We start from the raw sequence: 20233 nt of genomic DNA on the forward strand, positions 1-20233 counted from the left end.
TGGATTATATACCTCCTCCTAATGATGAGACTGTTTCTTTCGTGTCCAATTCTTCCCAAACTTTATCAAATAATAGTTGATATTTGGGGTGTCTTCTTGCTAACAGTGGCTGCTCATTACGTAATTCGATAGGAACTTCAAATACTTTGGATATGGTGCCCGGATTACTATCCATCACAAAGATGCGATCACTCATTGCGATTGCTTCTCCAATATCATGGGTAACGAGTACCGTTGTTTTATGATACGTTTTTAGTAAGCCGGAAACCAATTCTTCTAGTTTTAATTTCGTTTGGTAATCTAAAGCCGAAAAAGGTTCATCAAACAATAATATTTTCGGATCGTTAATCAAAGTTCGAACCAGTGCAGCTCGTTGCCGCATACCACCTGATAGAGCATCAGGGTAAGCGGAACCTACATGTTCTAGCCCCACTTCTTGCAGCAGAGACAAACCTTTCTCTTTCATTTCTTTAGAAAGCGTTTGGTTAATTTTTGGTCCTAAAAGGATGTTTTCTAAAATGCTTTTCCAAGGAAACAAATAGTCTTGCTGTAACATATAACCGATTTCCGAGGAAGGAGCATGGATTGCTTTTTGCTGTAATTTGACTTTCCCTTCTGTTGGAGAAATGATTCCTGCCATGATGGATAGAATCGTTGACTTTCCACAACCACTAGGTCCTAACAAAGCGATAAACTCCCCTTCATGGATGGAAACTGAAATATCCTTTAACGCTTTTGTAACACGTTGCTTAGAAAAGTAGTAATGGGTAACTTTTTCTAATGTTAAAAATGACATCACGCACTCTCCTTAGTTCTGTAATACATCCTTTGCAAACGTTGGATTTACTAAGTCCTCGTATGCTACATCTTCCGGCAATTCTCCAGCTGCTTCCATAATGGTTTTCAAATTGTTCCATGCGTCTTCTTTTAACATCGGGTCGGTAGCGAATGATCCTTGGTTTTTATAACGTTCAATAGAGGAAGTGAGCATAGCTACATCCGTATCTTCAAAATAAGGTTGGATGGTTTTTGCGATTTCCTGAGCAGAATGTTCTGCAACCCATTGTTGGGCCCGATAAATCGCTTTTGTAAATTTTTTCAATTCTGTTTTGTGTTCATCCATATACGTTTGCTTTGCCATATATACGGTATATGGAACAGTTCCAGATTCTTCTCCAAATGAAGCAATAATATGCCCTTTTCCTTCTTTTTCAAATGTACTGGCAGTTGGCTCGAATAACTGGACGTATTCTGCATCGCTAGACACAAATGCACTAGGAATGTTGGCAAACTCAATATTTTGCTGTAAATTTAAATCTTCATGCGGATCAATTCCGTTTTGTTTAAGTACATATTCACCAACCATTTGTGGCATGCCACCTTTACGCTGTCCTAAAAAGGTTGTACCTTTTAAATCATTCCAATCAAAATTAGGTTTTTCTTCTTTTGCAACTAAGAAGGTACCATCTGTTTGTGTGAGCTGAGCGAAGTTAATAGCAATATCTTTCGAGTCCTGAGCGTAAACATAAATGGATGTTTCCGCCCCCACTAACGCGATATCGGCTCCATCTGATAAAAGCGAAGTCATTGTTTTATCTCCACCCCATGTAGTTTGCAATTCGACGTCTAATCCTTCCTCTTCAAAAAAACCTTTTTCCAAAGCCACGTATTGCGGAGCATAAAAAATGGAGCGGGTCACTTCAGCTAATTGAATGGTCTTTTTTGAATACGTATTATTACAACCTGTTAAAATCAATAGTATGCTACTGAAGAATAGGAAAAATAGAATTTTCTTCATCCTATTTGCCCCTTTCATTGAGTTAGTTTGTCAAAACAGTTTATGATTGTATTTAAAAATGTGTGAATGCCTATATATTGGATGTTTTATAAAATGAAAAACTAGGGGATAGAGTAGGTGAGTGTTAGGGCCGATTTTAGTAAGAGCTTGAGGGACGCGCTTGAGCATCTCTGTAAGCCCAAGCAAAAAAATCGACCTCGCGAAATGGAGGTCGACCCGCAGCAGTAACTGCAAAATCGTAATTTTATATAAAATTCCTTTTGGGATGAGGAAACAATGATTAACCCTTATAAATAGGGCCAGCATTGGCGATATCTTCACGAGCTTCTGTGAAATGCTTAAAATTCTCATGGAATTCCATCGCAAGCTGTTTTGCTGTTTGTTCATAAGCGGCCTTATCGAGCCACGTGTTTTCCGGAATTAATACTTCATCCGGCACTCCAGGTACATGCATCGGAATTTCTAATCCGAATATTTTATCCTTTGTTGTCTCTACGCCATGTAATTCGCCTTCTAATGCAGCGTGAATCATAGCGCGAGTATACGAAAGCTTCATGCGTTTTCCAATACCATAGGCTCCTCCCGTCCACCCGGTGTTTACAAGAAACACATTTGATTGATAAGCGTCAATCTTTTCACCAAGCATGGCAGCGTATTTGGACGGTGCTAACGGAAGGAATGGAGAACCGAAACAAGCTGAAAATGTTGCTTGTGGTTCGGTTACACCTCGTTCTGTTCCTGCTAGCTTACTTGTATATCCGCTTAGAAAATGATACATCGCCTGTTCTTTCGTCAATTTACTAATAGGAGGCAACGTTCCTGAAGCATCGGCCGTAAGAAAAATAATGGTGCTTGGGTGTCCAGCGATACTTGGTACGGCGATGTTATCTATGTTTTCTAACGGATATGCTGCGCGAGTGTTTTCTGTTAAACTAGTGTCATCGAAGTCAGGAACTCTTGTTTGGTTATCTAACACGACATTTTCCAATACTGCTCCAAATTTAATGGCATCGTAAATTTGCGGTTCTTTTTCTTGCGATAAGTTAATGCATTTAGCATAACAACCACCTTCAATATTAAACACGCCATTAGGTCCCCAGCCATGCTCGTCATCGCCAATTAAACGACGATACGGATCAGCTGATAATGTTGTTTTACCTGTTCCTGATAAGCCAAAGAACAAAGCAACATCGCCTTCTTTACCAACATTAGCGGAACAATGCATAGATAATACATTGCGTTGAGGGAGCAAATAATTCATCACGGAAAAAATAGATTTTTTAATTTCGCCGGCATACTCAGTTCCACCTATTAATACGATACGTTGTTTAAACGATACAAGAATAAATGCTTCTGAGTTGGTACCGTCCACTTTAGGATTGGCTTTGAATGTAGGTGCAGACAAAACGGTAAACTCCGGCTGATGCGCTTTTAACTCTTCTTCTTTAGGTGTGATAAACAACTGTCTGGCAAATAGATTATGCCACGCATATTCATTGATCACTTGAAGAGGAAGGCGGTATTCATGATCTGCTCCAGCATATCCTCTAAATTGAAAGATCTCGGATTTGTTTTTTAAATATTGAACGACTTTTTGGTAAAGTTTATTGAAAGTCGCTTCATCAATGGAACGGTTCACTGTGCCCCAGTTAACATAGTTTTCGCTGATTTCGTCTTTTACAATAAACTTATCTTTTGGTGAGCGACCTGTGTAGGCACCTGTTTCAGCTTGAACGGCACCTGTAGCTGATAACTTACCTTCTTTTCTAGCCAAGATTTTTTCAACAAGCTGCGGTACCGATAAATTCGATAATAAATAAGGGTGAGAATATAATTCGGTTACATAACACTTTTCTACCGTTTTCATTTTAAAAATACCTGCCTTTTAATTCAAATTTATTCACGTTCAACGATTAAGAACGATTGTGATATGCTCAATATATTTATTAGTATAACACATTTACTTAAATAGTCCATACTAAATATCAATGAAATTAAAAAAATTATCTCTTCATTATAATGTGTGAAAAAACCATATAGAAATACGGGGAAATTAGTTGACATAAAGGAGTTCTTTCGGTAAGCTAAAATTCGAACGGTTCTCTTATTCAGAGTCGGTGGAGGGACAGACCCGAGGAAGCCCAGCAACCATCACATTTCATGTGAAAAGGTGCTAACTTGATGCAAGGTAAGTAGGTCACCTTGAACAATAAGAGCGAAAGGTCCGCTATTCCCTTTCCTCCATGATAAGCAGGAAGGGATTTTTTTGTGTTAAAATGGATAGAATGCTACCGGTTGAGATGTTTTGGAATGGTATAAATACTGCTGTTCATAACCATAAATTCTAATTACCATTCATAGGAGTGGTTGGTTTGGACAAGTAAAGTATGGACTTCATAATATTCCCTAAAATGAAAGGTGCATCTTGTTTATATAGAGTTCCGTAACCGACTTTAAAAGGAGGAAGTAGCAATATGGCTACGAATCGACGTTTATTTACTTCTGAAAGTGTAACAGAAGGTCATCCTGATAAAATATCGGATCAAATTTCCGATGCTATCCTTGATGAAATATTACAATCTGATCCCTATGCTCGAGTTGCCTGTGAGACAACTGTTACAACAGGACTAGTATTGGTAGCAGGGGAAATATCGACCAGTACATATGTAGATATACCTGCAATCGTTCGAAAAACCATTGAGGATATTGGTTATACACGAGCAAAGTTTGGATTCGACGCCAAAACCTGCGCAGTATTAACAGCGATTGACGAGCAGTCTCCGGATATAGCAGGGGGTGTAGATACTGCTTGGGAGGCAAGACAGGGGCAAATGAGCGAGGAAGAAATTGATGCTATTGGTGCTGGTGACCAAGGATTAATGTTTGGGTTTGCCTGTGACGAAACAGAAGAATTAATGCCATTGCCAATTTCTCTAGCGCACCAATTAGCCAAGCGGTTGGCAGATGTCCGTAAAGACCATACCTTGGATTACTTAAGACCGGACGGAAAGACGCAAGTAACTGTAGAATATGGAGAAGATGACCAGCCTATTCGAATTGATACAATCGTAATTTCGACACAACATCATCAAGATATAACGATAGAACAAATTGAAAAAGATTTAATGGAGCATGTTATTATTCCTGTTGTGCCAGCACATTTATTAGATGAAGCAACGAAATATTTTATCAACCCAACTGGACGATTTGTGATTGGGGGTCCACAAGGCGATGCAGGCTTAACCGGAAGAAAGATTATTGTTGACACTTATGGTGGTTATGCACGTCATGGCGGTGGTGCATTTAGTGGTAAGGATGCGACGAAAGTGGATCGTTCTGCTGCTTATGCAGCTAGATATGTAGCAAAAAATATCGTTGCCGCTAAGTTAGCAAAAACATGTGAAGTTCAACTTGCGTATGCGATTGGTGTAGCAGAACCAGTATCGATTGCTATCGATACATTTGGAACCGGAGTTGTAAACGAGAATGAATTGGTCCAAGCTGTACGAAAGCTATTCGACCTTCGTCCGGCTGGCATTATTCGTATGCTTGATTTACAAAAGCCTATTTTTAGAAATACAGCGGCATATGGACATTTTGGTCGTACGGACGTTTTATTCCCATGGGAAAAGACAGATAAAGTGGAAGAATTGGTAGCACTAGTAAAAGAGCAGCAATAATGATGAGAGCGAGAGCATGATTTTTCTTTTGATGGAGATAGAGAAATCATGCTTTTTTTCGGTGACAAGACAAGGTGCTAATTTGGTTAAATGGGTAAATTTTATATATAATAGGAGTAATGTGGTTTACATAAGTAGAGTGAGTTTTAATTATTTGTGGTACAGAATTTGGGAGTAACTAAATGATCGAAAAAAACAAAGGCATCATTGAATTTTTTACCGTTTTTAATGAGAACAATTGAATATATGGTACGGTTATGGTATCTTTACTCACATCTGATGCCATACAGGTCTCTGCAAAAAATGGTCATTACAGACGGTCATATGTACATCAACAGACAAGAATTATATATTGGAGAATTTATTATCCTATAAAATACGCTTTATTTGGAAGTTTTTTACTAGCGAATAATGTGGTATGATAATATTGAAAAATAATCTTACGCCACGTTACTATTATTAATGAGAGAAGGTAGACAGCAATGTGTGGTTTTATCGGAATGATATTTGATAATCCAGTCGAACGAACAGAACAAGAAATTGAATTGTTTAAAAAGCAAAATAATTTGATCACTCATCGGGGGCCAGATGATGAGGGTTATTATTTTGATTCCTATATTTCATTCGGATTTCGCCGATTAAGTATTATTGATATTGAAAGTGGTTCACAGCCATTAAGCTATAACAATGAACAAATCTGGCTCGTTTTTAATGGAGAGATTTATAATTATATCGAATTACGTGAAAAACTTCTTGAAGAAGGCTACGAATTCCAGACAGACTCAGATACAGAGGTTATAGCTGCACTTTTTTCCAAACATAAGGAGAATGCCTTTCAATATTTAAGGGGTATGTTCTCGATTCTTATTTGGGATAAAGAAACAGAGCAATTATACGGTGCCCGCGATCCTTTTGGTATTAAGCCGCTTTTTTATCATGCAAATTCCTTTGGGACGTCATTTGCATCAGAGAAAAAAAGTATTACCTTAATGATGGAACAAGAAGAAGTAGATCAAGCTGCGCTGCAGCATTATTTAAGTTTTCAATACGTGCCGGAACCAATGACAATGACTGCTGGCATTAAAAAAGTAGAGCCAGGCCATTATTTCATTAAGAAACCTGGACAACCTATTCAATTTACACGTTATTGGCATGCTACATTTCATCCTGTGCTTCGAGAAAAGCAAGATTGGATTCAAAAAATTCAAGATGTCATGTATGATTCTGTTAACGTGCATATGCGTAGTGACGTTCCAGTTGGGTCATTCCTATCTGGGGGTATTGATTCAACGTTAATCGTATCCATAGCGAAAGAATTTAATCCAGCTATTAAAACATTTTCAGTTGGTTTTGAACGCGATGGTTATTCAGAAGTCGATGTAGCTAAGGAAACAGCAGATAAGCTGAATGTGGAAAACATTTCCTACATGATTTCACCGGAAGAATATGTAGACAACTTACCAAAAATTATGTGGCATATGGATGATCCATTAGCTGATCCATCCTGCGTTCCATTATATTTTGTTTCCAGAGAAGCAAGAAAGCATGTAACAGTTGTGCTGTCTGGAGAAGGGTCTGATGAATTGTTTGGGGGCTACAATATTTATCGAGAGCCTGGCTCATTGAAAATGTTCGATAAGCTTCCTTTACCTGTGAAAGAAATGCTGAAACGCATTTCCGCTATATTACCTGAAGGAGTAAAAGGAAAAAGCTTTCTAGATCGTGGAACAACGCCGTTACGTGAACGGTATATTGGAAATGCAAAGATGTTTGAAGAAAACGAAAAGAGAAAGCTTTTAAAAACGTATAATGACCAATTATCTTACCAGCAAATAACAGGCAAATTATTTGACCAGGTAAAAGACTATCCGTACGTGAACCAAATGCAATATGTAGACATTCATACTTGGATGCGTGGAGATATTTTATTAAAAGCAGACCGTGTTACGATGGCACATTCTCTTGAGTTACGAGTGCCATTCTTGGATAAGGAAGTATTTCGTGTCGCAAATGAAATTCCAGTTGATTTGAAAATAGCTAACGGTACTACGAAGAGCCTGTTGCGTGAGGCTTCACGTGGAATCATTCCAGATCATGTGCTAGACCGAAAAAAATTAGGTTTTCCAGTACCTATTCGTCATTGGCTTAAAAATGAGCTAAATGAATGGGCAAAACAACTGATTCATGAAAGTGAGACTGACCATTTATTACACAAGAACTATATACTTGAACTGCTAGAAGCTCACTGCCAAGGAAAAGGGGATTATAGCAGAAAAATATGGACGGTGCTTATGTTCATGCTATGGCACCAAAACTTTGTTGAAAAAAAAATGACTGTTTCTGATCTAAATGAAAGCGAAGCAGAATTAATCCATTCTTAATGTGTAGCCTTAGATAGGAAAGCTGACAAGTAAAACTGCATATTTGCTTTACCTTTCTAGCTAAACTTAATGGGATAGTGAAGTAATACATTGTCTATGCAATGGAAAAAGTTACGATTTCAAAGTTATTATGACTCTGTGAAAAACAGGCGATCACCTCTTAATCAATGGTGATCGCCTGTTTTCCCATTTGTTCCCAAGCAGCTTGAAACTCATCGATAGGTGCTTTCTCTGCAAAGTTTAATGGATCATTAAAATAAATATAGTTTTCATCATAACCTGTAATCAATACGGAGTGTTGCTTCATCGTAATTTCGATTTTTCCGTCCTTTGTATTCCAAGTGGTAAATTGGCTTTCTGGAAGTTTATCGTAAGTTGTATTGATAATTACCCATACAGGTCGCTCATGATTTAATTCTGTAATGATTGTTTTAAAGTCATTTCCGGTTAAATCTTTTACACGATCGCCTGCATAACGTTTAGCTAATGCAGCGATTGGCTTATGATAAACGCCCATACCCGGTGTGTCAAATGAATACATATCACCTACAAACCCACGATACGGATTACCGAAAAATATCTCACCGTCTTTTTTCGTATAAGGCGTGGGATCTTTTTTTACTTGCTGCGCTAGGTCCATTTTATCGATACGGATATCATTATGCCTTAAGAGCATAGATAAGCTTGTTACTTCACATCCTCTCGGTAATTCTGGCAGCTGCTCTATTTTAGGAACATCCATGTTGACTTTTTTTTGAATGGTGTGTTTTGATAGTTTTCTCTCTTCTGGTGATAACTTATTGTCTTCGTGGATCGGGATAGTATATTGGATCAACTGTTTGAAAGCCACTTTATGTTCCATGACAAAAAGAGTTAACACAGAAATAGCAGTGATGGAAAAAATAAAACCGTATGTGATAAAGGATTTTTTTACCCAAGCTATTTTTTGCTTGGAACTAATATAGAACAATACAGTAGCCAGCATACAACAAACACTAAATAAAATAATGTTCATCTTTTCAATCTCCCTGTGCGTTAAAGTAAATCTTCAACCGTGCTATTTTAAGAAGACCCCTTTATATATATATCGGCTTTATTTGACTAAAGTTCAATTTTTTTGCCAATATTACTTATCCAGTTGTTGTTGTTTGTAGATAGTTCCTTTTTCGACGTATGATTGACAAATGCGGTGCATTTCCGTCAAGTCGTCCTCTGTCAGCTCTCTGACAACTTTTGCTGGACTGCCTAGTGCTAATGTATATGGAGGGATCTTTTTTCCGGGTGGTACAAGACTTCCAGCGCCGATAAAGGCATACTCCCCGATTTCAGAATCATCTAGCAAAATAGAACCCATCCCAATTAAAGCATGTTTACGTATATATGTAGAATGTAATGTTGCCTGATGTCCGACTGTGACATCGTTTTCGATAACTAACGGGATGCCAGGGCTTTGGTGCAGAACAGATAAGTCTTGGATACTAATCCGCTCTCCAATCATGACAGGGGCCACATCTCCACGAATGACTGTCTTGAACCATATGCTGGATTGTTTACCGATGGTGACATCACCGATAATGCTTGCATCATCTGCGATAAATGCAGAATCATGAATCGTTGGATATATTCCTTTATAAGACTGTATCATTTGAATCCTCCTAAAAAATATGATGATAATAGTAATGGAACCAAACATGATAAGAATGTTTGAAAATGGAACGGAGGCAGCATGTTGAGTAATCTAGTACCAAGCACACCTATCTCTTTAATGATAACAGTTTATCGAAAGATCTTTCCAGCAGTAAGAAAGGAACTTGCTTTTTGGAAACAGCGAGCCGATGAAATACCTGATGAAGAATTGCGTTTTCAGGCGCTTGCAAGCATTTCTGAAAAACGATTTCATTGTCAAGGCGGAGCAGTGTATGCTTTATTAGCAGGCGCTAAGTGGAGAGAGTGTATACGTTTTATTGTGGCTTATCAAACGATCAGCGATTATTTGGATAATTTGTGTGATCGAAGTACAACCTTTGATCCGTCATCTTTTTCGTTGTTGCATACATCTATGGTAGATGCCCATTGTCCAAGGTCAGAGCCGAAAGATTATTATGCGTTTTTTCATCACAAACGAGATAATGACTACTTGCAACAACTTGTACAAACGTGTAACGATGTCGTTGCTAAATTAGATGATATTCCAACATATCAAGAGCAGGCTTTACAATTGACAAGATTGTATAGTGATTTACAAGTGCATAAACATGTTAAACAAGAAGAAAGGGTACTGCGTTTAACAAAATGGTCAAAAGAGAAAAATTGTCATCCATTAGCGTGGTATGAATTCTCAGCTGCAGCAGGATCAACTTTAGGAATTTTTTGTTTAATGGCGTATAGTTTGGCTGGGAGGTTGCATCGAAAATTAGCAAATGAAATTGTCACAGCTTATTTTCCTTATATACAAGGGTTGCATATCCTACTGGATTATTATATAGATCAACAGGAAGACAAAGAGGAGGCCGACTTAAATTTCTGTTCGTATTATAAAAATCAAGCGGTTATGTATGAACGAATCCAATATTTTTGTGAACAAGCAAAAATATATGCAGGTACCATACCTAATCCAAGCTTCCATAAGATGGTTGTTCAAGGGTTGGTTGGATTATATTTAGGGGATGGGAAAGTAAATCACATACATGATTCCACGCCCTTCAAACAATTACTGTTTCAAACTGCTGGAAAGCCTGCTATGTTTTTTCACCGTAATACGAGAGTATATTATTTTTTTAAACAGTTTTTCCATCAAAGAACCGCTGTTACAAATAAGTAACAACGGTTCAGTACAGTTTACTGTTCTTGGGTAGGTTAGAAACTGTAAATATTTGGATTGTAAAACGCTGGTTTTACATGTTCAGGAAGAAAACTATCTTCAACTTTATCTTGGATGTTATATTCCTTTGTACGCGTCACGATAGATTGTGGCTAATTCTGCAATTAAAGGTAGCTTCGGATTGGCTGTAGTACATTGATCTTCAAATGCTAGTTCAGCAAGTGTATCAACTTTTGCTTCAAATTCTTGTTTATTTACGCCTGTATCCTTAATGCTCATTGGGATATTCAGTTCTTTCGCAAGCTTAATGATTGCTTGAACTAGGCTTTCTACTCCTTCTTCAACCGTTCTTGCTGGAAGTCCTAGAGCTTTTGCTATATCTGCATAACGTTCATTAGCAACAAAATAAGCGTATTTAGGGAAGGTAGCAAATTTTTCTGGTTTTTTCGCATTGTAACGAATGACATGAGGCAGTAAAATTGTATTTGCTCTACCGTGTGCAATACCAAACGCAGCCCCTAGTTTATGTGCTAATGAGTGATTAATTCCTAAGAACGCATTAGAGAATGCCATTCCCGCTATCGTTGATGCATTATGCATTTTTTCTCTAGCTAGCTCATCATTTCCGTTGTGATATGCTTTCGGCAAATATTGAAACACTAATTGGATGGCCTTGATGGCAAGTGCATCTGTATAATCATTCGCCAAGTTGGATACATAAGCTTCAATGGCATGTGTTAATACGTCCATACCAGTATCAGCTGTTACTTGCTTTGGAACAGACATAACGAATTGTGGATCAACGATTGCAACATTTGGTGTCATTTCGTAGTCAGCTAATGGGTATTTAGTATTCGATTCTTTATCGGTAACAACTGTAAAGGATGTAACTTCTGAGCCCGTTCCTGACGTAGTCGGCACACATACTAATTGAGCAAGTCGTCCTAATTTCGGATATTTTACGATACGTTTTCGAATGTCCATGAATTTTTGTTTTAGGGCATTAAAATCAGCATCTGGATACTCATAGAATAACCACATTGCTTTAGCAGCATCCATTGGTGATCCACCACCGATAGCAATAATAACGTCAGGTTTAAATTGTTGCATTAATGCCGTACCCTTACGGATAGTATCAATGGATGGGTCAGCTTCGACATCTGAGAATATTTCACAATGAACATAATCAGGACGTTTCCGCAAATAGTAAAGTGCTTTATCAACGTAACCAAGTTCCACCATCATAGGATCTGTGACAATAAATGCTTTTGATATGTCCGGCATTTTTTCTAAATATTGAATTGCATTTTTTTCGAAATAAATTTTAGGAGGTAGTTTAAACCATTGCATATTATTTCTCCTCCGCGCCATTTTTTTGATGTTCATTAAATTAATCGTTCCGACGTTTGTTGAGACGGAGTTTCCTCCATACGTTCCACAACCTAAAGTAAGAGAAGGCATATGATTATTGTAAATATCGCCGATAGCTCCTTGAGAAGAAGGGGAATTTACGATCAGTCTTCCTGCCTTCATACGGAGTGAGAAAGTTTCGATAACCTGTTGATCAGTAGAATGAATAACAGCTGAATGTCCAAGTCCGCCGAAGTGAAGCATTTCATCAGCACGCTTTAAACCTTCTTCTGTACTGTTTACTTTGTAGCACGCTAGTACAGGACTTAATTTTTCTCTAGATAATGGAAATTCTGGTCCAACCCCTTCAATTTCTGCTAGTAATATTTTGGTGTTTTTAGCTACATTCACTCCAGCCATTTTAGCAATTTCATATGCAGGTTTACCGACAATATCGGGGTTAACTGCACAAGTAGTTGGATTGATAACGAGTTTCTCTACTTTCTTTCTTTCTTCTTCTGTTAAGAAATAACAATTATTGGCAACTAGCTCGTGTTTCACTGTATCATAAATCTCTTGGTCAATGATAACCGCTTGTTCAGAAGCACAGATCATTCCATTATCAAATGTTTTGGATAAAATCAAATCATTAACAGCTCGTTTTATTTGTGCCGTTTTTTCGATATAACAAGGCACGTTTCCTGGACCGACTCCAAGAGCTGGTTTTCCAGAACTATAAGCGGATTTAACCATACCAGATCCACCAGTAGCTAAGATAAGCGAGACCCCGGAATGATTCATTAATCCCTTCGTAGCCTCTACAGAAGGAGATTCAATCCACTGGATACAATTTTTCGGTGCCCCTGCTTTAATTGCTGCATCTAATAATACTTTTGCTGCTTGACTACTACATTTTTGAGCAGAAGGATGGAAAGCAAAAATAATCGGGTTTCTTGTTTTAATCGAAATGAGTGATTTAAACATAGTAGTAGATGTCGGATTTGTAACTGGTGTTATTCCACAGATTATTCCAGCAGGTTCAGCAATTTCTACAATTCCTTCTTGTTCATCCTCATGAATTACACCAACAGTTTTATTATATTTAATATTGTGGTAAATATATTCGGTTGCAAAAATATTTTTGATTGCTTTATCTTCAAAGACCCCTCGTCCGGTTTCTTCAATCGCTAGTTTTGCTAGTGGCATATGTTGGTCGAGTCCAGCTAAGGCCATTTCTTTGACAATGGTATCAATCGTTTCCTGATCTAACTGTTTTAAACCTTCTAAAGCCCCTTCAGCTTGAGAAACTAACTGATCAATTTTGGTAGCAATTTGCTCTTCTTTTCCTCTTGTTTTATCAGTCATAATAGGACTCCTCCTTAGTTTGTGAAATACTGAGCAATCTTTTTACATCTTCATTATATAATGTGTTTTTATAAATTTCCACACCTTTTGTGAAATACTGAGCAATCTTTTTCGGTCTGTAATCGCTGTACTATAACAAGCAAACGTTTCCATTATTGGTTTAATAGGATTATGTATTTTTTGTGAACAGACGATGCTTTTTCCTTACTTCTATGGTTTAATAAGACTTTTGTTTATAAAATATCGAGAATCGCTCAAGTCTGAAGTGAATACTAAACATGTCTAAGAACTTCACTTTGGGAAGCTAAAGTCTATTGGAGGATAGCAATAATAAATTCTCCATTCGTTTAAGGTCATCCATTCGGTCATAAGTAATTTTAGCAGGGGATGAAAGAAAAGCCGTACTGATTGAAGATTCACTTTATTGTTATGAAATATTTTCATACGCCCTCCGCGTTTCAGAAGTAGAGAGCTTTAAGAGTAAATGTAGAAAATAAGATGTATATTGAATTTAATGGATTACTTGAAATTGTTGTAAATGGCAAGAAGATCTCCTCCACCTCCATGCTACGAAGTGGAACCAAGAAAGATAAGTGGAGGATCCAACTGCATGTGAAATGCCCGTTTCTATTTTTAGACCTTTAGTTCAGATAACATTGTGGCACAGCTAACCTTTAGAAAAGGATAAAAGAAAATCCCGGATGGAAGAGACGCTTTACATACGGCTTGTTTCGTTTTAATGATGTAGCAGCTATAAACTTAATAGCGTCGTTTTCTTTTTTCAATTGCAATAATGAAGGGCGGATTATTTTTTTGATTAATAAATCGATATTGTAACACATGATAGGAACGTTGGCTTAACTGCATCACATGTTTTAATACAGCTTCCTTTTCTTCTTGACCTCCTTGATGACCATAATAGACGACGATAACAATCAGGCCATTTGTTTTTAAATAATGTAAAATCGTGTTGATGGCGGAAATGGTTGAAGCGGCATTTGTTATGATAGATTTGTCGCTTTTAGGTAAATAGCCAAGATTAAATACAGCTCCACCAATTAACATTTCTTTCGTAGGTAAGTATTTTTCTAAGTTTTCATGGCTATCATGAATGACAGATACATTCGTTTTTTGATGATCTTTCATTAGCTGCTTGGTTATTTGGATTGCTTGTGCTTGGATATCAAATGCCAGTACATGACCGTTTTCGCCAACAACGTTGCTTAAAAACAGTGTGTCCTTTCCATTGCCACAGGTAGCATCAATAACGGTTTCATTCTTTTCGATTGTTGATTCTAGTAAATAATGGGCATAGTGCAAAATTCCGTGTAACATGATTATCTCCTTTTACTGACTTATTCATTGTTATTTTATCAGATTGAGTCATACATTGTCTTGACAAAGCAATACGAATTCATTACAATTCGATATAATAGGATAGCATAACGACAATGCCTAGGAATAGTAATAAATCCCTTCAGGTATAGAGAGGCAGTGATAGGTGGAAACTGTCCCTGAATATTTATGAACTCGCCTTGAGCTGTTGCAGAAGCGAACTTTTATGTAGTTTCTGACGTATTATCCACGTTACGGATTTTAAGCGAATGCAGATCATGCATTAAATTGGGTGGTACCGCGGGAATAGCATCTCGTCCCTTCTATAACTAGGAGGGATAGAGATGTTTTTTTGATGATGTAATAATTTTGAGTTCTGTGCGGAATATAGAGGATGAATTTGAATAGCAGGCACGAGGCCTCACTCCGTCCCAAACATATTTCTGCTTGAATAATAATACTGGGTAATCGCTTGAACTAATTTCTGAATTGCCTAAGTTAAAGATAAAGGGAGGAAAATACATGAGTTTCCATCATCAGCAAATAGAAAAGAAATGGCAAACGTATTGGTTGAAGAATAAGACGTTTAAAACGAATACGTTTTCTGAAAAAGAAAAAATATATGCACTAGATATGTTTCCGTATCCATCGGGATCAGGTTTGCATGTAGGTCATCCAGAAGGATATACAGCTACTGATATTATTTCCAGAATGAAACGAATGCAAGGCTATGAAGTATTGCACCCAATGGGATGGGATGCATTTGGGCTTCCAGCTGAACAATATGCCATTGATACAGGCAATAGCCCAGCGGAATTTACCAAGAAGAATATAGCAGTGTTTAAGCGTCAAATCCAAGCACTAGGGTTTTCTTACGACTGGGACCGTGAAATTAACACAACAGATCCTGACTATTATAAGTGGACACAGTGGATTTTTATAAAATTGTATGAACGTGGTCTTGCATACATGGATGAAGTTCCAGTTAATTGGTGTCCTGCTTTAGGAACGGTATTAGCAAATGAAGAGGTTATCGATGGAAAAAGCGAACGAGGAGGTCATCCCGTTATCCGCAAGCCGATGAAGCAATGGATGTTACGAATAACTGCATATGCGGATCGGCTGTTAGAGGATTTGGAGGAATTGGATTGGCCTGAGAGCTTAAAGGATATGCAACGTAATTGGATTGGCAGATCTGAAGGTGCTGAGGTTCGGTTTGAAATTGCTTCCTTTAATGAGGAGTTTACGGTGTTTACAACTAGACCCGATACATTGTTTGGAGCAACATATGCCGTTTTCGCTCCGGAACATCCTTTGGTGAAGAAAATTGTATCAGAGAAACAAAAAGAAGCTGTAGATAATTATATCCATGCAATTGAAACGAAGTCTGATTTAGAACGCACAGAATTATCAAAGGAAAAAACAGGCGTATTCACAGGTGCCTATGCGATTAACCCTGTAAATGGTAACAAGATGCCAATCTGGATTGCTGATTATGTGCTAATGAGTTACGGTTCAGGAGCAATTATGGCAGTTCCGGCACATGATGAAAGGGACTATGAATTTGCTACCAAGTTTGAACTTCCGATTGTTGAAGTAGTTGCAGGCGGAGATATTTCAAAAGAAGCTTATACTGGTGACGGGGAACACATTAATTCTGAATTTTTGAATGGTCTAGGTAAAGATGCAGCCATTTCTAAAATAATTGACTGGTTGGAGGAGCGTGAAAAAGGTACAAAAAAAGTAACGTACCGCCTTCGTGACTGGTTGTTCGCTAGACAGCGCTATTGGGGAGAACCAATTCCGGTTATCCACTGGGAAGATGGTACGATGACAACTGTACCTGAAGAGGCATTGCCATTAGAATTACCAAAAATGGATAACATTAAGCCTTCGGGTACTGGAGAATCACCTTTAGCTAATTGTACAGAGTGGGTAAATGTCGTAGACCCTAAAACTGGTATGAAAGGAAAAAGAGAAACAAATACAATGCCACAATGGGCAGGAAGCTGTTGGTATTTCTTGCGCTATATTGATCCGAAAAATAGTGACCAGTTGGCTGATCCGGAGGCTTTAAAGCGATGGTTACCAGTTGATTTATATATTGGCGGCGCTGAGCATGCTGTTCTTCATCTACTATATGCACGCTTTTGGCATAAGTTTTTATATGATATAGGCACCGTTCCAACCAAAGAACCGTTTATGAAGTTATTTAACCAAGGAATGATTCTTGGAGAAGGCAATGAAAAAATGAGTAAGTCAAAAGGGAATGTCGTTAATCCCGATGATGTGCTAGAGTCTCATGGTGCAGACACATTACGGCTTTATGAAATGTTTATGGGACCTTTAGACGCTTCTGTTGCCTGGTCGGAAAATGGTCTTGATGGCTCACGTCGTTTTCTTGATCGTGTGTGGCGGCTTATTGTTGATGAAAATGGTCAACTTTCTGATAAAATTGTAGAAGAAAATGACGGTAAGCTAGAAAAAACGTATCATGAGACGGTGAAAAAAGTGACCGAGGATTTTGATAACCTTCATTTTAATACAGCTATTTCACAAATGATGGTGTTTGTTAATGAATGTTATAAAGCGCAGATTCTCCATAAAGAATATATAGAAGGATTTGTAAAGCTGCTCTCACCAATTGCTCCACATATAACTGAAGAAATATGGAAAATACTAGGACATCCTAACACGATTGCTTATGAACCATGGCCAACTTACGATGAAACTAAATTGGTCGAAGATGAAGTGGAGATTGTTTTGCAGGTAATGGGGAAAGTTCGAGCGAAAATTCTTGTCTCGAAGGATATTTCAAAGGAAGAATTGGAAAAAGTGGCTTTGGAAAATGAAAAAGTAAAAGAATTGATTGCTGGTAAAACGGTTCGTAAAGTTATCGTTGTGCCAGAAAAACTAGTTAATATCGTTGCAAATTAAGCAGGATAACATTCTTTATTAAAAAGAGTTCCTTGCAAAACTTTTTAAAATAAATAAACCACATGAAGTGAAGTGACCCCATAAAGTTAGAGTTTTTATTATGCAGCTGACTGGGCTGGAGTGAGTTCGGTATTGAACTGAACTCACCCCAGTCAATTTTTCTTTAAATCGCTTAAGATTGTAGTCGATATATTCTTCAATTCGTCTTTTTAACTATTCATTGCTTACTAATTCTTCCCATAATACATTTCTTGCTTTAAAATCTTAAAGAAATTCTCCATCGAAGAGTTGTCTGCACAGGTTGCTTTACGTGACATACTTTGAAAAAATTTTGTTCTCTTTTAACGTCTTTCCCCAATTGTTGTGCTGATAATGCCAGCTTTAGTCGGAATGGTTGGTTGTTCAATAGGTTGCATGATTGTTAATTAATTCAATGGTTTTTTAAGGTTCCATGACAAGATTTAATGTTACAGGTTTCATAATTCCATACGCAATAATTTCTCCGTTATACAGGTCCGGAATTGGATTAACATATAACTTCTCTTCGTCAAGACACTTGAATACCGTAATGTCAGTTACTAATTTTTGAAGAGGAATAGGTGTACTAAACCGGTGAGCTAATCGATTTTCGCTACCTTTCCAATAGTCCCTTTTCATTTATCTAACTTTCAGTGAGGGAGGATGAAATCCACCAGATGGAAGATGCAACACTTAATTAAGTGCGTTTTTTAAATAGATGGAACCCAGTCTGTTTTGATAATAATCCAATTGTCATTTTCAAAGTACCATATTGTTTCAACTGTTCCAAGTTGGTCGGCATGGTAAGCACCGCTAATTTGTTGATAGCTTTTTAACCCATATCCTTTACTTGCACTAATTTTAATTGGTTCAAAGAAAGCGATCGGATCAATCATAACGGATTTATTTTTAGAGATTAAATTCCCTTCCTTATTATAAATTCCAAGTCGGATATAATCCTCTTCTCGAGCTTGTACATCTACTTTAATTGGTTTACTTGTAGCGGTTAATTGTATGTTAACCTTAAAGTGTGGTTGAAAACTTCCACTTAAGTAAGTCTGTTCAGGCAATGGTATTTTTTGTAGAACAGTGTCAAGGATTGTGTTTAATTGGTAACTATAGAGTCCACCACTTCCACCGGTAGCGCTTTGGTAAAAAATATCCTTTATTCCATCGTGATTCAAATCTACAAATTGCAAACTCGGATCATAGCCGCCAGGGTACATGATTTGCCATTGATTTTGATCGTTAGAAATTTCCGCCCATATTTCTCGATAATAGGCTGATTCAGAAGAAAACAGTGTTCCCAACAATTTGATTGTTTCTGGTTTGTTATCTCCAGTAACATCTGCGTGATATGTTTGAATTAACGTTGGTGTTGTTGTTTCTTCAGCATATACATTTTGCAAAAGAAAAAGAAATAGCAATATAATGAATAGAACAAACGTATAGATATGCCTCATCATCCACTCTCCATTTTTATTTGGTTAACTTTAGAATGTGTTATAGGGTTGAAAGTTATCCGTTGAAAATTTATTATGTAAGTACGTGTTATAGAGTGAGTTGGGTGACGAGTTCTATAAGTGTTTCTATTTATCCCGTATACAAAGATGCTGCAAGGCTCCCACTTCTGGAATAGGATAATCTGTGTAGCAACAAGCCTAAGTGTGAGATAGCAGATTCTAAATGCTCGAAGATTCTAAATGTCGACTCATTTATCTACCAATCAGTGGAGGAACGTAGATATGAAACAAGCTGTTTAATGCTGTAGCTTCTGTTGTATTAATTAGAACAGTTTAACAATGAGAACCGCTATGAAAATTCGAACAACTTTGCATAGAGTGTACACCCCGAAACACAGTACACGTACTAAAAATGAAAAGCTAGAGGTGAGAAAATGGTTAGAGTAAAAGAATGGACACCAGAAGAAGTAGAGAAAAAATTAGAAGAAAATGATGGCATAATAGAGCTTATTGATGTACGCGAAGAGGATGAAGTGGCACAAGGCAAGATTCCAGAAATAACCCATATTCCTTTACAGCAAATACCGGAGAAAGCTGAGCAATTAGATAAAACTAAACAATATATTATGGTTTGTCGGTCTGGCAGGAGAAGTGAAAAAGCAGCGGCTTATTTACAAGAACAAGGCTTCAATGTAGCCAATATGGTTGGTGGGATGCTTGAATGGAAGGGAGAAGTAATCAGTTAAGAAAAAATGAAGGAAAAGGGTTGACTTTTTTTCTGTATACCTTTACTATAGTTTTTACTGTTACAAGCAGGAAATCACTGTGTGCTGTTTATGATTAAGATGTGTTGACATCTAGACTTACACATGTTATAATTAAAATCCTCATTAAGGATAGTAACATAAGCATATGATATAACCTAATGAGGAAGCCAACTCGGTTATTAGTTTGACAAACACATTAAATGGTTTTATAATTATCAAGTTGAACATTTAAGGAAGCTTTATTTGCTCTTTGAAAACTGAACAAAACAACCAGTATGTCAAGAAAAGCAATCTCTGTTTTTCTTATAAAAAATCGAC

15 protein-coding genes, 1 riboswitch and 1 other annotated feature are annotated in these 20233 nt (G+C 37.4%); of the genes, 5 read left to right on the forward strand and 10 right to left on the reverse strand.

Features of this window, described 5'->3' with window-relative positions:
* Positions 1-4: 4 nt before the first annotated feature.
* The 3 genes from D1839_RS07380 to pckA form a co-directional block, all read right to left on the reverse strand.
* Complete coding sequence (locus tag D1839_RS07380; RefSeq protein ID WP_120379261.1) at positions 5-796, reverse strand: ABC transporter ATP-binding protein; 792 nt, start codon at positions 794-796, stop codon at positions 5-7.
* A gap of 12 nt (positions 797-808) precedes the next feature.
* Positions 809-1798 (reverse strand): ABC transporter substrate-binding protein, encoded by a 990-nt coding sequence (locus D1839_RS07385; protein WP_120379262.1) that lies wholly within the window; start codon positions 1796-1798, stop codon positions 809-811.
* Between the two features lie 280 nt (positions 1799-2078).
* Complete coding sequence (gene pckA, locus D1839_RS07390) at positions 2079-3665, reverse strand: phosphoenolpyruvate carboxykinase (ATP) (protein WP_120379263.1); 1587 nt, start codon at positions 3663-3665, stop codon at positions 2079-2081.
* Between the two features lie 234 nt (positions 3666-3899).
* A riboswitch (SAM riboswitch) is annotated at positions 3900-4014 on the forward strand.
* Between the two features lie 258 nt (positions 4015-4272).
* Between pckA and metK the strand changes: the two genes are divergently transcribed.
* Both metK and asnB read left to right on the forward strand, forming a co-directional pair.
* Positions 4273-5478 carry a methionine adenosyltransferase gene (gene metK / locus D1839_RS07395; RefSeq protein ID WP_120379264.1) on the forward strand — a complete coding sequence of 402 codons (1206 nt, stop codon included), beginning with the start codon at positions 4273-4275 and terminating at the stop codon, positions 5476-5478.
* A 482-nt stretch (positions 5479-5960) separates the two neighbouring features.
* Positions 5961-7859, forward strand: coding sequence for an asparagine synthase (glutamine-hydrolyzing) (asnB, locus tag D1839_RS07400; protein ID WP_120379265.1), 1899 nt, complete (start codon positions 5961-5963; stop codon positions 7857-7859).
* A 160-nt stretch (positions 7860-8019) separates the two neighbouring features.
* Here asnB and D1839_RS07405 read toward each other — a convergent pair whose 3' ends face one another.
* On the reverse strand, positions 8020-8874 hold the full coding sequence (locus D1839_RS07405; RefSeq protein WP_120379266.1) for a C39 family peptidase: 855 nt from the start codon (positions 8872-8874) through the stop codon (positions 8020-8022).
* Between the two features lie 111 nt (positions 8875-8985).
* Complete coding sequence (locus D1839_RS07410; RefSeq protein WP_120379267.1) at positions 8986-9504, reverse strand: gamma carbonic anhydrase; 519 nt, start codon at positions 9502-9504, stop codon at positions 8986-8988.
* A gap of 84 nt (positions 9505-9588) precedes the next feature.
* Between D1839_RS07410 and D1839_RS07415 the strand changes: the two genes are divergently transcribed.
* Positions 9589-10680: a tetraprenyl-beta-curcumene synthase family protein gene (locus D1839_RS07415; protein ID WP_199690009.1), complete on the forward strand. Its 1092-nt coding sequence runs from the start codon at positions 9589-9591 to the stop codon at positions 10678-10680.
* A gap of 117 nt (positions 10681-10797) precedes the next feature.
* Here the strand turns inward: D1839_RS07415 and adhE are convergent, their stop codons facing one another.
* A complete protein-coding gene (gene adhE, locus D1839_RS07420) occupies positions 10798-13395 on the reverse strand; it encodes a bifunctional acetaldehyde-CoA/alcohol dehydrogenase (RefSeq protein ID WP_120379269.1) in 2598 nt (865 codons plus the stop codon).
* Positions 13396-14154: 759 nt separating this feature from the next.
* On the reverse strand, positions 14155-14730 hold the full coding sequence (locus tag D1839_RS07425) for a tRNA (mnm(5)s(2)U34)-methyltransferase (protein ID WP_120379270.1): 576 nt from the start codon (positions 14728-14730) through the stop codon (positions 14155-14157).
* Positions 14731-14837: 107 nt separating this feature from the next.
* Positions 14838-15055: a binding site (T-box leader), on the forward strand.
* A 197-nt stretch (positions 15056-15252) separates the two neighbouring features.
* Here D1839_RS07425 and leuS point away from each other — a divergent pair.
* Positions 15253-17667 carry a leucine--tRNA ligase gene (gene leuS / locus D1839_RS07430; RefSeq protein ID WP_120379271.1) on the forward strand — a complete coding sequence of 805 codons (2415 nt, stop codon included), beginning with the start codon at positions 15253-15255 and terminating at the stop codon, positions 17665-17667.
* An 18-nt stretch (positions 17668-17685) separates the two neighbouring features.
* On the opposite strand, the gene D1839_RS21305 is transcribed toward leuS, so the two are convergent.
* From D1839_RS21305 to D1839_RS07445, 3 genes are all read right to left on the reverse strand, one after another.
* Complete coding sequence (locus D1839_RS21305) at positions 17686-17868, reverse strand: IS3 family transposase (RefSeq protein WP_120379272.1); 183 nt, start codon at positions 17866-17868, stop codon at positions 17686-17688.
* Between the two features lie 240 nt (positions 17869-18108).
* Positions 18109-18324 carry a hypothetical protein gene (locus D1839_RS07440; RefSeq protein ID WP_120379273.1) on the reverse strand — a complete coding sequence of 72 codons (216 nt, stop codon included), beginning with the start codon at positions 18322-18324 and terminating at the stop codon, positions 18109-18111.
* Between the two features lie 71 nt (positions 18325-18395).
* Positions 18396-19148: a hypothetical protein gene (locus D1839_RS07445; RefSeq protein ID WP_120379274.1), complete on the reverse strand. Its 753-nt coding sequence runs from the start codon at positions 19146-19148 to the stop codon at positions 18396-18398.
* Positions 19149-19582: 434 nt separating this feature from the next.
* Between D1839_RS07445 and D1839_RS07450 the strand changes: the two genes are divergently transcribed.
* Positions 19583-19894: a rhodanese-like domain-containing protein gene (locus tag D1839_RS07450; RefSeq protein WP_120379275.1), complete on the forward strand. Its 312-nt coding sequence runs from the start codon at positions 19583-19585 to the stop codon at positions 19892-19894.
* Positions 19895-20233 lie beyond the last annotated feature (339 nt).

Origin of the sequence: Roseburia sp. 1XD42-34 (genome assembly GCF_009917385.1) — a bacterium.
Lineage (GTDB): Bacteria > Bacillota > Bacilli > Bacillales > Amphibacillaceae > Virgibacillus.

Bases quoted from the DNA above. Each gene is read 5' to 3' on its own strand.
- D1839_RS07380 (WP_120379261.1), bottom strand. From the start codon at position 796: ATGTCATTTTTAACATTAGAAAAAGTTACCCATTACTACTTTTCTAAG.
- D1839_RS07385 (WP_120379262.1), bottom strand. From the start codon at position 1,798: ATGAAGAAAATTCTATTTTTCCTATTCTTCAGTAGCATACTATTGATT.
- pckA (WP_120379263.1), bottom strand. From the start codon at position 3,665: ATGAAAACGGTAGAAAAGTGTTATGTAACCGAATTATATTCTCACCCT.
- metK (WP_120379264.1), top strand. From the start codon at position 4,273: ATGGCTACGAATCGACGTTTATTTACTTCTGAAAGTGTAACAGAAGGT.
- asnB (WP_120379265.1), top strand. From the start codon at position 5,961: ATGTGTGGTTTTATCGGAATGATATTTGATAATCCAGTCGAACGAACA.
- D1839_RS07405 (WP_120379266.1), bottom strand. From the start codon at position 8,874: ATGAACATTATTTTATTTAGTGTTTGTTGTATGCTGGCTACTGTATTG.
- D1839_RS07410 (WP_120379267.1), bottom strand. From the start codon at position 9,504: ATGATACAGTCTTATAAAGGAATATATCCAACGATTCATGATTCTGCA.
- adhE (WP_120379269.1), bottom strand. From the start codon at position 13,395: ATGACTGATAAAACAAGAGGAAAAGAAGAGCAAATTGCTACCAAAATT.
- D1839_RS07425 (WP_120379270.1), bottom strand. From the start codon at position 14,730: ATGTTACACGGAATTTTGCACTATGCCCATTATTTACTAGAATCAACA.
- leuS (WP_120379271.1), top strand. From the start codon at position 15,253: ATGAGTTTCCATCATCAGCAAATAGAAAAGAAATGGCAAACGTATTGG.
- D1839_RS07440 (WP_120379273.1), bottom strand. From the start codon at position 18,324: ATGAAAAGGGACTATTGGAAAGGTAGCGAAAATCGATTAGCTCACCGG.
- D1839_RS07445 (WP_120379274.1), bottom strand. From the start codon at position 19,148: ATGAGGCATATCTATACGTTTGTTCTATTCATTATATTGCTATTTCTT.
- D1839_RS07450 (WP_120379275.1), top strand. From the start codon at position 19,583: ATGGTTAGAGTAAAAGAATGGACACCAGAAGAAGTAGAGAAAAAATTA.